16 protein-coding genes are annotated in these 13,576 nt (G+C 65.0%); 8 read left to right on the forward strand and 8 right to left on the reverse strand.

What is annotated here, in order from left to right; genetic code table 11:
• Positions 1–261: 261 nt before the first annotated feature.
• The gene (locus ACLH0K_RS16820) at positions 262–1,725 is read right to left on the reverse strand and encodes an amino acid permease (protein WP_411374674.1); all 1,464 of its coding nucleotides are present in this window, start codon (positions 1,723–1,725) and stop codon (positions 262–264) included.
• A gap of 153 nt (positions 1,726–1,878) precedes the next feature.
• Between ACLH0K_RS16820 and ACLH0K_RS16825 the strand changes: the two genes are divergently transcribed.
• From ACLH0K_RS16825 to ACLH0K_RS16840, 4 genes are read left to right on the forward strand one after another with little or no spacing between them, the layout of a single operon-like run.
• Positions 1,879–2,790: a LysR substrate-binding domain-containing protein gene (locus tag ACLH0K_RS16825; protein ID WP_411374675.1), complete on the forward strand. Its 912-nt coding sequence runs from the start codon at positions 1,879–1,881 to the stop codon at positions 2,788–2,790.
• Positions 2,791–2,849: 59 nt separating this feature from the next.
• Positions 2,850–3,275 (forward strand): aspartate 1-decarboxylase, encoded by a 426-nt coding sequence (gene panD / locus ACLH0K_RS16830; protein ID WP_411374676.1) that lies wholly within the window; start codon positions 2,850–2,852, stop codon positions 3,273–3,275.
• A 52-nt stretch (positions 3,276–3,327) separates the two neighbouring features.
• The gene (locus ACLH0K_RS16835) at positions 3,328–4,254 is read left to right on the forward strand and encodes an AEC family transporter (protein ID WP_411374677.1); all 927 of its coding nucleotides are present in this window, start codon (positions 3,328–3,330) and stop codon (positions 4,252–4,254) included.
• A gap of 30 nt (positions 4,255–4,284) precedes the next feature.
• Positions 4,285–5,409, forward strand: coding sequence for an FAD-dependent oxidoreductase (locus ACLH0K_RS16840; RefSeq protein ID WP_411374678.1), 1,125 nt, complete (start codon positions 4,285–4,287; stop codon positions 5,407–5,409).
• An 84-nt stretch (positions 5,410–5,493) separates the two neighbouring features.
• On the opposite strand, the gene ACLH0K_RS16845 is transcribed toward ACLH0K_RS16840, so the two are convergent.
• The 4 genes from ACLH0K_RS16845 to ACLH0K_RS16860 all read right to left on the reverse strand — a co-directional run bounded on the left by ACLH0K_RS16845 (position 5,494) and on the right by ACLH0K_RS16860 (position 9,328).
• Positions 5,494–6,918: an MFS transporter gene (locus tag ACLH0K_RS16845; protein ID WP_411376511.1), complete on the reverse strand. Its 1,425-nt coding sequence runs from the start codon at positions 6,916–6,918 to the stop codon at positions 5,494–5,496.
• 71 nt (positions 6,919–6,989) lie between these two features.
• Entirely contained in the window at positions 6,990–7,982 is a 993-nt protein-coding gene (locus tag ACLH0K_RS16850) for an LLM class flavin-dependent oxidoreductase (RefSeq protein WP_411374679.1), read from the reverse strand.
• A gap of 15 nt (positions 7,983–7,997) precedes the next feature.
• A complete protein-coding gene (locus ACLH0K_RS16855) occupies positions 7,998–8,312 on the reverse strand; it encodes a hypothetical protein (RefSeq protein ID WP_411374680.1) in 315 nt (104 codons plus the stop codon).
• Between the two features lie 92 nt (positions 8,313–8,404).
• Positions 8,405–9,328, reverse strand: coding sequence for a LysR family transcriptional regulator (locus tag ACLH0K_RS16860; RefSeq protein ID WP_411374681.1), 924 nt, complete (start codon positions 9,326–9,328; stop codon positions 8,405–8,407).
• 144 nt (positions 9,329–9,472) lie between these two features.
• Here ACLH0K_RS16860 and ACLH0K_RS16865 point away from each other — a divergent pair, with 144 nt between their 5' ends.
• The gene (locus ACLH0K_RS16865) at positions 9,473–9,814 is read left to right on the forward strand and encodes a CBU_0592 family membrane protein (RefSeq protein WP_411374682.1); all 342 of its coding nucleotides are present in this window, start codon (positions 9,473–9,475) and stop codon (positions 9,812–9,814) included.
• Between the two features lie 226 nt (positions 9,815–10,040).
• Here the strand turns inward: ACLH0K_RS16865 and ACLH0K_RS16870 are convergent, their stop codons facing one another.
• Positions 10,041–10,856 carry an endonuclease/exonuclease/phosphatase family protein gene (locus ACLH0K_RS16870; protein WP_411374683.1) on the reverse strand — a complete coding sequence of 272 codons (816 nt, stop codon included), beginning with the start codon at positions 10,854–10,856 and terminating at the stop codon, positions 10,041–10,043.
• 492 nt (positions 10,857–11,348) lie between these two features.
• Between ACLH0K_RS16870 and ACLH0K_RS16875 the strand changes: the two genes are divergently transcribed.
• From ACLH0K_RS16875 to ACLH0K_RS16885, 3 genes are all read left to right on the forward strand, one after another.
• The gene (locus ACLH0K_RS16875) at positions 11,349–11,558 is read left to right on the forward strand and encodes a hypothetical protein (protein ID WP_411374684.1); all 210 of its coding nucleotides are present in this window, start codon (positions 11,349–11,351) and stop codon (positions 11,556–11,558) included.
• 135 nt (positions 11,559–11,693) lie between these two features.
• On the forward strand, positions 11,694–11,909 hold the full coding sequence (locus tag ACLH0K_RS16880; protein ID WP_411374685.1) for a hypothetical protein: 216 nt from the start codon (positions 11,694–11,696) through the stop codon (positions 11,907–11,909).
• Between the two features lie 327 nt (positions 11,910–12,236).
• A complete protein-coding gene (locus ACLH0K_RS16885) occupies positions 12,237–12,383 on the forward strand; it encodes a LysE family transporter (protein WP_411374686.1) in 147 nt (48 codons plus the stop codon).
• Between the two features lie 66 nt (positions 12,384–12,449).
• Here the strand turns inward: ACLH0K_RS16885 and ACLH0K_RS16890 are convergent, their stop codons facing one another.
• Both ACLH0K_RS16890 and ACLH0K_RS16895 read right to left on the reverse strand, forming a co-directional pair.
• A complete protein-coding gene (locus ACLH0K_RS16890) occupies positions 12,450–12,659 on the reverse strand; it encodes a hypothetical protein (RefSeq protein ID WP_411374687.1) in 210 nt (69 codons plus the stop codon).
• A gap of 53 nt (positions 12,660–12,712) precedes the next feature.
• A complete protein-coding gene (locus tag ACLH0K_RS16895) occupies positions 12,713–13,417 on the reverse strand; it encodes a hypothetical protein (RefSeq protein WP_411374688.1) in 705 nt (234 codons plus the stop codon).
• Positions 13,418–13,576: the final 159 nt, after the last annotated feature.

The following is a 13,576-nucleotide window of genomic DNA, read 5'->3' on the forward strand; positions in this document are numbered from 1 at the left end:
CCTGGGGTGGCGAGGTGGTCTTTCCACCAGTATGGGCCTCGAATCACATAAGATAAAGCGATCTTTTCTAAGCAATATAGGTTAGAAAAATCGATGATTCTACAGGTCCTTAAACAACAGGCGGCAGGCCTCCCGCCCTCCTCGTTTGCTCTATCACTACTGGGTCCTAAATCGGGTGTTTAAGGACCAAAAGCGATAGGGCAACCGGGGGTTTTGGGGTGGAAGGCCTGCCGTGCGGGAAGCGTTGTCCGGTGAGAGGCGTCAGCCGAGGGGGCGGTGCATCTCCACGAGTTCCTCGTGCCGCGGGCTGCTGGGGTTCATCAGCGAGTGCTTGCGGCCGTAGAAGAAGTAGATGGCCAGGCCGATGACCAGCCAGATACCGAAGCGCATCCACGTCTCCCAGTGCAGCTGGAACATCAGGAAGGCAGAGGCGAGGACGCCGAACGCCGGAACCAGCGGCATCAGCGGCAGCCGGAAGGTGCGCGGTGCGTCCGGGCGCTTGTAGCGGAAGATAATCACCGAAATGCAGACGACGACGAACGCGGCGAGGATGCCGATGTTGGTGAGGTCGGCGACTTCCTTGATGGGGAAGACGCCGGCCAGGAATGCCGAGCCGATGCCCGCGATCCAGGTGACGCGCTGCGGGGTGCCGTGGCGGTCCGTCTTGGAGAACCAGCCCGGCAGGAGCCCGTCGCGGCTCATGGCAAACCAGACGCGGGTGACGCCCAGCAGGAAGGTCAGCATGACAGTGAGGATGGACAGCACGGCAAACACCGAGATGATGGTGGCGATCACGGGCAGGCCCACGCCGGTGAAGGCTGAAGCGAACCCGGCGGTGGGGTCGATGTCCCGGTAGTTCTGCATGCCGGTAAGGACCAGGGTGGCGGCAACGTAGAGCAGCATGGCGATGATCAGCGAGAGCACAATGGCCTTGGGCATGTGCTTCTTGCCGTCGGTGGCCTCTTCGGCGGCGGTACTCATGGCGTCGTAGCCGAAGACGGCGAAGAAGACGGTGGCGGCGCCCGCGAGGACGGGTCCGAAGCCGCTGGGCATGAACGGGTTGTAGTTGTTGGTGTCGATGTAGAACACGCCCAGGCCGATGATGAAGAGGATCAGCAGGACCTTGATGGCCACGGCCACGAGTTCAAAGCGGCCGAACGCCTTGGTGCCGCGGGACAGGATCCAGGTGACCAGGAGGCAGACCAGGATGGCGGGAATATTGGCGATGCCGCCCTTGCCCTCGTCCGCCGTCGAGGTCATCCACGCTGGCATGTTGATGCCGATGCCGGAAAGGAAGGCGTCGAAGTAGCCGGAGATGCCGATGGCCACCACGGCCACGATGGCGATGTATTCCAGCAGCAGGTCCCAGCCGATGAACCAGCCGACGATTTCACCCAGGGCCACGTAGCCGTAGGTGTAGGCGGAACCCGCGCGCGGGATCATGCCGGCGAATTCGGCGTAGGACAGTGCGGCCGCCGCGGAGGCAAGGCCGGCCACGAGGAACGAAATCAGCACCGCGGGCCCCACTCCGGGCGTGCCTTCGCTTCCCGCCGCCACCAGCCCCGCAAGGGAGAAGATGCCGACGCCGATGATGCCGCCAACGCCGATGGCGGTCAGCTGCCACAGCCCGAGCGACTTGAAGAGGCCGCTGTGCTTGTTCTCTTCCTCGATATCGTCGATGGGCTTGCGCCTCATGACCGACTGGCTCATATCTCTACTACTCATCAGGAACTCCTGCTTGGGGTGCGACCCCGCCGCGGCACGCCAATAAATGGCTGTGACGGGGGTAACTCGATCCCAACAGTATGCAAGCACCCTTGCATTAGATAAAGTGGCTACTTCTAACCTATATTCGTTAGTTTCGGTAAGGATTTCCTCATGCTCGACGTGCGCAGGCTGCGGCTTCTCCGCGAGCTCAGCATCCGCGGGACCCTTGCCGAGGTGGCGGAGGCACTGCAGTACAGCCCGTCGTCGGTCTCCCAGCAGCTGGCCCTCCTCGAAAAGGAGGTGGGCGTGGAGCTGCTCCGGAAGACCGGCCGCCGGGTGCAACTGACGCCGCAGGCCGAGGTGCTGGTGGCGCACACCGCGCAGCTGCTGCAGACCATGGAGCAGGCGGAGGCGGACCTCGCGGCGTCGCTCACCACGGTCACCGGGACGGTGCGGATTGCGGTGTTCCAGTCCGCGGCGCTGGCGCTGATGCCGGACACCCTCACCAGGATGGCCGCCAACTACCCGGAGGTCCGGATCGAAATGATCCAGCGCGAGCCCGAAACCGCGCTTCACGAAACCTGGGCCCGCGACTTCGACCTGGTGATCGCCGAGCAGTACCCCGGCCATGCCGCGCCCCGCTACCCGGAACTGGACCGGATCAAGCTGACCACAGACGCCATCCGGCTCGCCGTACCCCCCGCGTCCGACGGCGGCACAACCATCCGCTCCATCGCCGACACCGCGGAACTCGCCTGGGTCATGGAGCCAAGGGGTGCTGCATCCCGCCACTGGGCGGAACAGGCCTGCCGCAGCGCCGGGTTCGAACCCGACGTGCGCTTCGAAACCGCCGACCTCCAGGCCCAGATCCGGCTGATCGAGTCCGGCAACGCCGTCGCGCTCATGCCGGACCTGGTGTGGACCGGCCGCGGCACCACTGCCCAGCTGCTGGAGCTGCCTGGCAAGCCGCACCGCACCATCTTCACCTCCGTCCGGCGCTCGAGCGCAAAGCGGCCGGCCATCCTCGCGGCCAGGGAGACACTCGCCGCGGCAGCCGACGCAATCTCCGGGGACCCTGCTTAAGCCGGGATGTTCCCTGCGTCACTGCGGCAAAAGCACCCCGGCGCTAGACTGGAGCCGTTATGAATCGAACAATGTTCAAGTCCAAAATCCACCGGGCCACCGTCACCCACGCTGACCTGCACTACGTCGGCTCTGTCACCGTGGACCTGGACCTGCTCGAGGCCGCTGACATCCTTCCCGGCGAGCTGGTGTCCATTGTGGACGTAACCAACGGCTCCCGGCTTGAGACCTACACGATCGCCGGCGAGCGCGGCTCCGGCGTGATCGGCATCAACGGCGCCGCCGCCCACCTGATGCAGGAAAACGACATTGTCATCCTCATCACCTACGCGCAGATGACCACCGAAGAGGCTAAGGCCTACCAGCCCAAGGTGGTCCACGTGGACGAGAACAATAAGGTGATCCAACTGGGGAACGACCCCGCCGAGGGCCTGACGCCCGGGCTTCTCCGCCCGCCGCACGCCCTCAACAACGCCACAGTCTAGACCGGAGCGTGCGCCCCGGTTCCTTATCCCGCCATGCCCGCCGGGGTGACCCTTGCTAGGAGTGCTGGCCGGCTTCTTCGTGGTGTGGTGCATCATCCTGGTGGGATGGTTCGTGGGCCGGCAGAAGATCCTCGGGGATAACGCCCGGCCTGTCCTGAGCGCACTCACCTTCTTTGTGGCCAGTCCGGCCCTGCTCTTCGAAACGCTGAGCAAGGCACGGCTCCAGGAAGTCTTCGCGGAGCCGCTGCTGGTGGCTGCGGTTTCGGCCGTGGCCACGGCGGCCATCTTTTTTGTCCTCGCCAAGTTTTGGCTCCGGCGCTCACTGCCGGAGTCGCTGATGTCCTCCATGTCGGCGTCCCTGGTGAATTCCGCCAACCTTGGTATTCCAATTGCGGTATATGTCCTGGGTGACGCGAGCTATGTGGCTCCCCTGCTGATCTTCCAGCTCGCCTTCTTCACGCCGTTATTCCTGATGATCCTGGACTCGAGCACCAGTTCGCACCGCACCACACCCCTGGGCTTCATCGTGATGATCCTGCGGAACCCGATGATTGTTGGGTCCGCGCTGGGACTGCTGGTGGCCGGCACCGGCTTCCAGGTGCCGGACCTGGTGATGGAGCCGATCCACCTGATCGGCGGCGCTGCGATCCCGGCGATGCTGATCGCGTTCGGCATGAGCCTGAACGGCAGCCGCCCGCTGCAGGCGTCAGAGGGACGCCGGGTGGACACCCTCCTGGCCAGCGTCTTCAAGCTGGCCGTCCAGCCGGCGCTTGCCTACGTCTTTGCCCGCTATGCGCTTGGCATGGAGGGGCACCTGCTGTTCGCCGTCGTCGTGACCTCTGCCCTGCCCACCGCGCAAAATGTCTTCGTGGCCGCCAGCCGGTATAAAACGGGACTGACCGTGGCGAAAGATACGGTCCTCATTACCACTGTGGTGGCTGTTCCTGCGATGATCGGCGTCGCGCTGCTGCTGACCTGATCCCTGACCTCACGCAAGGCTGGAGGCCTGATGAATCATATTCTCGACACCGTGGTGATCGGTGGCGGCGCCATGGGCTCGGCCGCTGCCTGGGCGCTGTCCCGCCGCGGCCGCCAGGTGACACTGGTGGAGCAGTTCGGTCCGGGGCACAAGATCGGCGCCTCGCACGGCAGCACCCGGAACCTCAATCCCGGCTACGAGCGGCAGGAATACGTGGCCATGCTCGCCGAAAGCTTCTCGCTCTGGGAGGAGCTGGAGCAGGAGGGCGGCGAACAGCTGCTCACGCGGACAGGCATTGTGACCCACGGGCCGGACCCGCAGCTGCCCGGAATCGCCGCCGCGCTGACGCAGGCGGGCCTCCGCGCTGAGCTCCTGCACCCTGACGAGGCGGGCGAACGCTGGCGCGGCATCCGCTTTGACCAGCAGGTCCTGCACATGCCTGACGGAGGCCAGCTCAACCCCGAGGCCGCGCTCCCCGCGTTCCAGCGGCTGGCTTCAGCCCGGGGCGCCGACATCCGGCACCACACCAAGGTGGTGGACTTCCAGGTGACGGACGACGGTGTCCGGCTGGTTCTCGAGTCGGCGGCGGGAACGGAGACGGTCACCGCAGCCCAGGTGGTGGTAACGGCGGGCGGCTGGACTGAGAAGCTCCTCGGCGGCGCAGGCGGCTTCCGGCTCCCGAAGCTCACCGTGACCCAGGAACAGCCGCTGCATTTCCGGGTGGCGGACGAGGGCGCTGTCTGGCCCGGCTTCAACCACTACCCGGGGACGGGACCGGAGTACCAGGACTGGTACTCCCCCGTATACGGCATGCTCACCCCCGGAGAAGGGATCAAGGCCGGCTGGCACGGGGTGGGACCGGTGGTGGACCCGGATCGGCGCTCGTTCCTGCCGGAACCGAAGCAGCTCGCGGCGCTGCAGCATTACGCCCGGACCTGGCTGCCGGGCGTGGACGCCGACTCGTTCGACGCCATCAGCTGCACCTACACCACCACGCCCGACGAGGACTTCATCCTGGACCGGATAGGTCCCGTGGTGGTCGGAGCAGGGTTCTCCGGGCACGGGTTCAAGTTCACACCGGTGATCGGCCGGATCCTGGCGGACCTGGCCACCGGAACGCGACCCGCGCCGGAGATCTTCCGCGCGACCCGGTAGCCACCTGCCCAACTAAGTAGCGCCAAGTGTCGTTTTGAACCCCCAAAACGACACTTGGCGCTACTTAGTTGGGAGGGGTGGGGGTCAGCGGGGAGTCTCCTCCGCCTCGGTGAGGGCCGGCTCTTCAGCCGCGCCGCCGCCGTCGTCCGTTCCGGAGTCCCCGGACGCACCCGCCCTGACGGCCGGCATGGCCAGCACCGCAGCCACGGTAAGCAGGCCCGCGATCAGCGCGGCCAGGAAGACGGCTCCGGAAGCTGCCACCACGGCCGGGCCATTGCTTTCGCCACCCGGCGCGTCGGCGTAGATCGCGTTTGCCACAGCGCCGAAGACGGCCACACCCAGGGCGCTGCCGATGGACCGGGCGAACATGTTGGTGCTGGTGACCACGCCGCGTTCGTGCCAGGGGACGCTGGACTGGGCGGAGATCAGGGTGGGGGTTGCCACCAGGCCCAGGCCGAGCCCGACGACGAAACAGCCCAGGGCGACCAGCAGCACGTTGGGTGCCGCCGCCGTGAGCGTCAGGACCAGGAGTCCTGCAACGGTGACGGCAATGCCAACGAGGGCCGTGGCCTTGAAACCGATCCGCAGGTAAAAGCGGCCGGCCTGTGAGGCGCTGATGGGCCAGCCAAGGGTGAGTGCCGCCAGGGCCAGGCCGGCGACCAGGGGCGAGGTGGCCAGTGCGCCTTCCAGGAACGTGGGCACGTAGGACGTCAGCCCGATCATCACCGCGCCGACGCCGAAGGACACCAGCGCGGTGGTGCCGAGGAGCCGCCGGGAGATGACCCAGGCCGGCAGGATGGGCTCCGCGACCCGCCGTTCCACCAGCAGGAACAGGACCAGGAGCACGGTGCCCACAGCGAAAATGGCAATGCTGACCGGGGAGTTCCACGCCCAGGCCTGGCCGCCCTGGAGGGCACCAAGGATGAGCAGGCCGAGGGACACCGCAAGCAGGCCGGCACCGGCGTAGTCCACGCGGTGTTTCGCTCGGTCCACGTTCTCGTGCAGGGTCCGGACCAGCATCCACCCGGCCAGCAGGCAGAGCGGGATGTTGACCAGGAAGATGCCGCGCCAGAAACCGAGGGACGCGAAGATGCCGCCGAGGCTGGGGCCCACCACGGAGGACGCGGCCCACACGCTGGCGAGGTAGCCCTGGACCTTGGCGCGTTCCTCGAGGGAGTAGATGTCACCGGCGATGGTGATGGAGACCGGCAGCACGGCGCCGGCGCCGAGGCCCTGCAGCGCGCGGAAGGCGATCAGGGCGGGCATGCTCCAGGCGATGCCGCAGAGGATGGACCCGAGCAGGAACAGCCCGATGCCGGCCAGGATGATGGGTTTGCGGCCCAGCATGTCGGAGAGCTTGCCGTAGATGGGCACCGAGACGGCCTGCGCCAGCAGGTACGCCGAGAAGAGCCAGGGGAACGACTCGAAGCCGCCGACATCGCGGACGATGGACGGGACGGCGGTGGCCACGATGGTGGAGTCGATGGCCACCAGCCCGGTGGCCAGCATCAGGGCGATCAGGATGGGCCCGCGGTCGGATCGGAACCCTACGCCTTCGGTTTTGGCTGCCACGGGGCGCCTCAGACCCGGACCAGGCCGGCGGACTCGGCGAGCAGTTCGACGGACCGCAGCCGCTCAGCGGTACCGGTGCTTTGGTGCGCGACGATGAGTTCGTCGGCGTCGGCATGCTTGCCGAAGCTGTCCAGGTAATCGATCACCACGTCAGGGGTGCCCACTGCCGAGTACGTCATCATCTGCGAGACGTGCTGGCCCTGCGGCGAGTCGAGGATCATGTCTGCCTCGTCGTCGGTGAACTCCCGGGTGCCGCCGCCGAAGAACAGGGAGACCCGGGCGCGCTTGGTGGCCTGCAGCATGGCCTGCGCCTCGGAAGCGGAATCGGCGGCGATCACGTTGACACCTGCGATAACGTACGGCGCGTCCAGCTGGGCCGACGGCTTGAATTCGCGGCGATAGAGGGCGACGGCGTCCTGCAGGGCATTCGGCGCGAAGTGCGAGGCGAAGGCGTACGGCAGGCCCAGCTGGGCGGCAAGGCGGGCGCCGAACAGGGACGAGCCCAGGATATAGAGCGGGACGTTGGTGCCCTTGCCCGGCGTGGCTTCGACGCCCTGGATGCGGGTGGGGCCGGTGAGGTAGCCCTGCAGTTCCAGGACGTCCTGGGGGAAGCTGTCGGCGGACATCGGGTCGCGGCGCAGGGCGCGCAGGGTGTTCTGGTCGCTGCCCGGGGCGCGGCCCAGGCCGAGGTCGATGCGGCCGGGGTGGAGGGTTTCCAAGGTGCCGAACTGTTCGGCGATGGTCAGCGGCGAGTGGTTGGGCAGCATGACCCCGCCGGCCCCCAGCCGGATGCTTTCGGTGTGCGCCGCAACGTGGGCGATGAGCACACTGGTGGCGGACGACGCGATGGAGGACATGTTGTGGTGCTCGGCGTACCAGACACGCCGGTAGCCCAGCTTCTCGGCGCTCTGCGCCATGGCCACGCTGCCTGCGAAACTCTCCGCCGCCGTCTGGCCTTTGCCGATGGTTGCCAGGTCAAGGATGGAAAGCGGGAGAGTCACGTGGGTGCCGGCCTTTCAAGGAAGTTTCGTATGCGGCCCGCGGAATCGCGGCGGGCACTTAGGGCATAACGACGGCGGGTCCGGGCTTATTTCTGTGATTTGCGAAATACCGGACAGGGCGAGGCCAACGGTGCAGCCGCCCAAGGCTTTTGTTCCGTCGATCGCCGCGATCTGCTTCTGGATGTCGCCGAGTTTGGCGGTCAAGGAATTGACGACCAGGGTTTGCGCCGCCACTGCATCCTTATTGATCTTCTTCTGGCGTTGAAGATTTGCCAGCTTCTTCTGTTCCTCCGTAATCTGACGATCAAGAACAAGCGACTGGTCCTGCAAGGCTGCAGGGCTGCTTCCGCCGCGCTGATCTCGTGGTGACGACGTTCCTGGACGCGCCACCGCCGTCGGGATGGTCCGACCGCTGAGACCCCCTATGCAGCGGACCGCGTGTCGAAGGCGGCCGCCGACTCGCGCAGGAGGCGCGCCACCGTGTCCACCGGCAGGTTTGCCGGCCGGCGCCGCTGAAACCGCCGCAGGACGATACGCCGGGTCCCGAGGCCGGGGACGTCCAGGACGTCAACGCCGTCCTGGACGACGCCGGTCAGCGCCAGGGTGGGCACGATTGCGGCGCCTTCGCCCGCAGCCACGAGTGCCAGGGCGGTCAGGGTGTCCTGGTACTGATGCAGAATTTCCATCCGGGCGCCTGTGGAGCGGCTCAGCCGCCCCAGCACTGACACGTTCGCGGCCGAGGGCTCCACTCCCAGCCAAGGAAGGGGCAACCGGCCGAGGTCGACGTTCTCCGTGGTGAGGAGCGTTCCGGAGGGGACCACGAGTTTCCATGGCTCGTCCAGCAGCGGTTCTTCGATCGTTCCGGCGGGAAGTGCTTGTTGCTCCGCCGTAGTTGAATCGAGTTCGACCACGACCGCGTCGAGCTGGCGCTGGCGAAGGAGCCGCATCAGGGCCGGGAAATCATCTTCCACGATCTGGATTTGCAGCTGAGGGTACTGGCTGCGCCATTCCGGGAGGCGCGGGATCACCACCGTCCGCACGAAGCTCGTGAACCCGCCAATTCGCACCACGCCTTGGACCGTGGCCCCGCCTTCTATGCGGGCAAGGGCGACGCTGAGTGCACGTTCAATTTCTTCACCGGCTTCTGCTACCGCCAGTCCGGCGGGTGTCAGCAGCGATCCTTTCGGGGTTCGCACCACCAAAGCGTGGCCTGTTTCGTCCTCCAGTTTGGTGAGCTGCTGGGACACTGCAGACGGCGTAATCCGCAGCTCGTCCGCAGCTGCGAGGACGCCGCCTGTACGGGCCACAGCAAGGAGTACGCGCAGCCGGCGGGGGTCGATATCCATGTTAAGCAGTTCTAAACCACATCTTCAGAAGAATGCAATTGAACTTAAGATTATCGGAGCCCAATAATTGCCGTGATAGCGCTTGCTTGCCGACTTTTTATTGGTCTCTTGCATCGTGACGGGCAGCAAGGTGGAAAGGACAACATGGAACTGCTGTGGGAAGTTGCCGGCTGGGGCGGCGCGGTTGCAATTCTCAGTGCCTACTTGGCCGTCTCCATGGGCTGGTGGAAGGCAGGCCAGGGTTTCCAAACCGCGAATCTTGTGGGCTCTTGTGCTTTTATTGTCAACGGCGCCTTCCATGGCGCATGGCCGTCTGTGGTGACAAACGTTGCCTGGTTCCTGATTTCCGCTGTTGCGCTATTCCGCATGCGCTCGGCCCGGGAACCGTCCGTCGGCGAGGCGCCTGCCACCCAGCTTCCGGGCGTCCCTGACACTACCGGCCAGCTGGCCATTGTTGAGCCCCGGCCGGCGGCCGGCTGCGTGTGAAGGACTGCACAGGACACTCACCTCTGAAGTCACCGCGTAGGCATTTTCAAAGGACGACGGCGGGTGGCTGCGTTGCGCGGCCACCCGCCGTCGCGTCTTGTGCTTTGCCCGCCTCCACCGGCGAAGCAGCAGTGAACAGGATTTCAGTCTAAGCAGTCCTTGGGTGCGGGCCCGGGAAAACGCTGGAGCCCCGAACAGCTTTGGGGCTCCAGCGTTTTGTGCTCAATCAGTTGTTGGGGCGAAGCATTGACTCCACGAAGAGGCCGTCGTGGTCCGTGTAGGTCATCGGGACGATGACGGTGGTGGGGTTGGGCAGCCAGCCTCGGGAGCCGTAGGCGTGCTGGATGCCGGGAGCTTGCCCGGCGTCAGCATCCGTGGCCGTCCAGAAACCTGCCGGAGCGCAGCCTTTTTTGCGGTTGACGTCGCCGGCAAAGATGGTCGCCTTGGCCTGGCCGTCCCTGGCCAGGACCGAGGTCAGTTCCTCGCACTGGGACTGGTTGGTGGCTGCCTGGGCAGCGGAGCCGGCAACGCTGAGGTGGGCGGTGCAGGCACGAACGCCCTGCTCTGTCTCAACGCACAGCCAGCGGCGTTCTTCGGAACCCAGTTGAGACCGGAAAGCCTGGTCCTCGCTGGCCGTGATGGTCCCGTCCACCAGGACTGCGTTGCCGAAGACTCCCCGTCCTCCGGGCTTGGTGCATTCGAGTGGAGCCCCGCGGTACATGACAGTGGCAAAACGGTAGTCGTAGCCGGTCCCTTCAGCGATGCGGGCGATGTCGCCGCTGCAGGCCTCATTGACTGTCACGGCATCAGGGCCGGTGGTTTCAATTTTGGCGGCGGCTTCGTCTACCACCCGCGGGTACTCCGTGTCCGGGTAGCAGCCGGCGAGGCCGGAGAGGCACAGGTTGAGCTGGAGCACTGAGTAAGTATCCGGGGTGTGGTCCGAGGCCTCGCTGGAAGGGACGGCGACCGCTGCCGGGGCGACCGAGAGCGCGAGCAGGGTAGATGCGGCGGACAGTAACGCGGCAATCTTTGGAATACGCATGCCCGCACGCTACGGAAGGGCGATGGCGGGTATGTGACATGCAGGTGAGCGGTACAACAACAACTCGTACTGTCCCCGGTGGCCTAAAACACAGGCTTCCTCCGGCGCCGTTCCGGGGAACGTGGGATTTGGGCTTTGTCACCCCGGCTGCCGGCAGTAGGAATGGGTTCGAAGCCTGTAAAGCGTTACTGCTTCCCGTACTTGCGGTGGACGGCCTGTTGCTCACGCCCAGGCACTGGGCCTTGCTGATCGCGGCCGCCACAAATCCGGTCACGCCGTTCGAAATCGTTTGAATGTCAGCACTGCCTGCCACCAGCCCGTGCAGGCTGATTTTGTGCCCGGCACCATCGCAGCCAAGACATGCGGCGCTCTCTCGCCAAAAAAGCTCTGCAGCCTCTGTTGGCTGACGCGCCCGAATCCCGTAACCTCGAATTAGTAAGTATGCTGACCAATAGGCGGGCGCTGTCCCGCAATGATGATCAGGTAGAAGCGATGAGCGATCCACGACAGACCGCACGAGCCCTGGTAGAACTCGACATCATCAGCGTCGAAGGCCTCTGGTTGAGGTACTGGGGAAACGGCGGGAGCGCCGACCCTTTCGACTTCGACGCCCACCTGTACGAGATCCAGGAACCTCCCCCGTTTGAACTCACCGTTCTGGCCTGGGCCATGGAAGACCTGGAAAGCGACTTCCCGCATTGACGCCCGGCACAGAGCCGGAACCGGCGCCCACGCGGCGGCTGTAACCCCATCACATGCTCCAAGCCCTGCAACAACGGCTCCGCGCCGACGGGCTTCAGTACACCATTCAACCGACAACCCCGCCAGGAGTGAGACGTGACTCGCCGCTACCACCACTACCTCACCATTGAACAGGCAGCCAAGGCATTAGATACCGACGTCAACGAAGTGCTGGCATTGATCAACAGTGGCCAGCTGCGGCGCTCCCCGAGCCAACCTGGCAAGGCTGATATGGTCAATTCCACCGACATCGAACTGGCCAAGCAGCGACTGGAAACCCTCCGCCACCTCGACGGCGACGTACAGCAATAGAACTTCCCGCATCGCAAGTAAGGGCCTGGTTCGGGCGTTGGCAGATTGAGGAAGTATCCCTTATCAGCGTTTTGGTCTGCGACCTGATCAGACAAGAAAATCACAGTCGATCTAGCCAGGCGATCGCCCTTACTGGGGCGCCGTCCGATGGGGCCACGGTTGCCGTTGGCTTCGATCGTTCCACAATTCCCTGCCCCGCCAGCGAAACCCGAGGCACGTCACCCGGCAGGGCCTCTTGGCACACGACGGGTCCAAGGTTTTCGGTGAGTAGCCGCTTCGGAATTGGCCTAGCGTGTGCTCACACTCGCCGGACAGTGCCTGCTTCCCATGGCCTGGTTCACATTGCTGATCTTCGGCACAGGCTACGCCACGCGCTGGTGCAAGGGCGCCCGAAGCATACGCATCATCGACAGCATCACCGGATCGGTCCTCGTAGGTGTCGGAGTGAAACTGGCCCTCGAACCCACCCACTAGCTTTTCCTTGCTGTCCTCAAATACACAGGGCCTACGTGAGGCTCGGGCAAGTTGACGGGATATCCGTTATCGGCCCTTCGGGCCCTGAGGGGAATGGCCGGAGGACGACGCCCCATTCACCCCCAGGAGATTCGAGCCCAGGTCTCCGACGTGGTACCGGCGGTGTTCCGGGCGTTTTCGACCAGCCGCAGGCATCTGGATTATGCCGATCTGGGCGTAGGTGGAGGAAATCATGATGGAGTTGATGCCGCCGTCGAATTCGGTAGCTGCCTCCATGATTATACGGGCGGGCCTGGCCGCCCCCAGCAGCGGCCAGTCCGTTCAGGGTGTCAGCGCAGGACGCCGCAGACGGCCGGGTCTGTTGCTTCAGCGGGCAGGGCGGGGTCTAGTTCGCTGCCGCCTTCTGGGTCACTGAAGTTGTAGGTGCCGTTGCCGTCGTAGTCAAGCCCGTGGATGACCAGGACGCCTTCGCCGTCCCGGATGGAGTCGGCGATGTCCTTGGCGGTGCCGAGTCCGCCTGGACCGGGGTAGCCAGTTCCGGCGACATCGGTGAATTCGATGTTGTCCCGGCTGTAGTTGAAGATCCCGTCATGGGAGACGGGGAACCGGGCAACGTCCAGAAAGCTTTCCGGGGTGGTGTCCCCGGTCGTGGTGAGCGACACGACAACCGGTCCGTAGGCGGGTATCCCTTCAACGGTGTTGATGCGCCCGTCCCAGTTCTCGTCCAAAGCCAGGGTTGGGCATTCGTTCAGGGCCTGGTTGCCGTAGTGGATGTGCTGGGCATGGGGTGCGTCAGGGGTCAAGCCCTCAGCGTGGACCTCGATGTGTTCGATCTTCTGGTTTTTCACCACAGCGGTGGCGGTCCCGGAAGCGCCGGAACCGTTAAGCTCAGTGAGCTCGGCTGTGAGCGTCACCAACTTGTCGGACGCTTTGCCGTTGCCGTTGTGGGCCAGGACGGGGCCTGCTCCCATCGACACCGCGGTGATGACGACTGCTGCCGCTCCACCAAGAGCCAGCTTTGAGTTTCTTTTCATGTTTTTCGCTCCCTATCATGGGGCCGCCGAGGAATTCGGCGGTCTTTTGTGATCCGCGCCTCAGTGGGGCGGGGATGGGTGGCGCCCCTACCCTTTCGTTCGCCCGGTCTGATTGGGGGCAGGCTTCCGCCTCGTAGGGCAGTCCGTGAGGGCTGGGGT

It is taken from the genome of Arthrobacter sp. MPF02, assembly GCF_046605375.1.
In the GTDB taxonomy this organism is placed as follows: Bacteria; Actinomycetota; Actinomycetes; order Actinomycetales; family Micrococcaceae; genus Arthrobacter.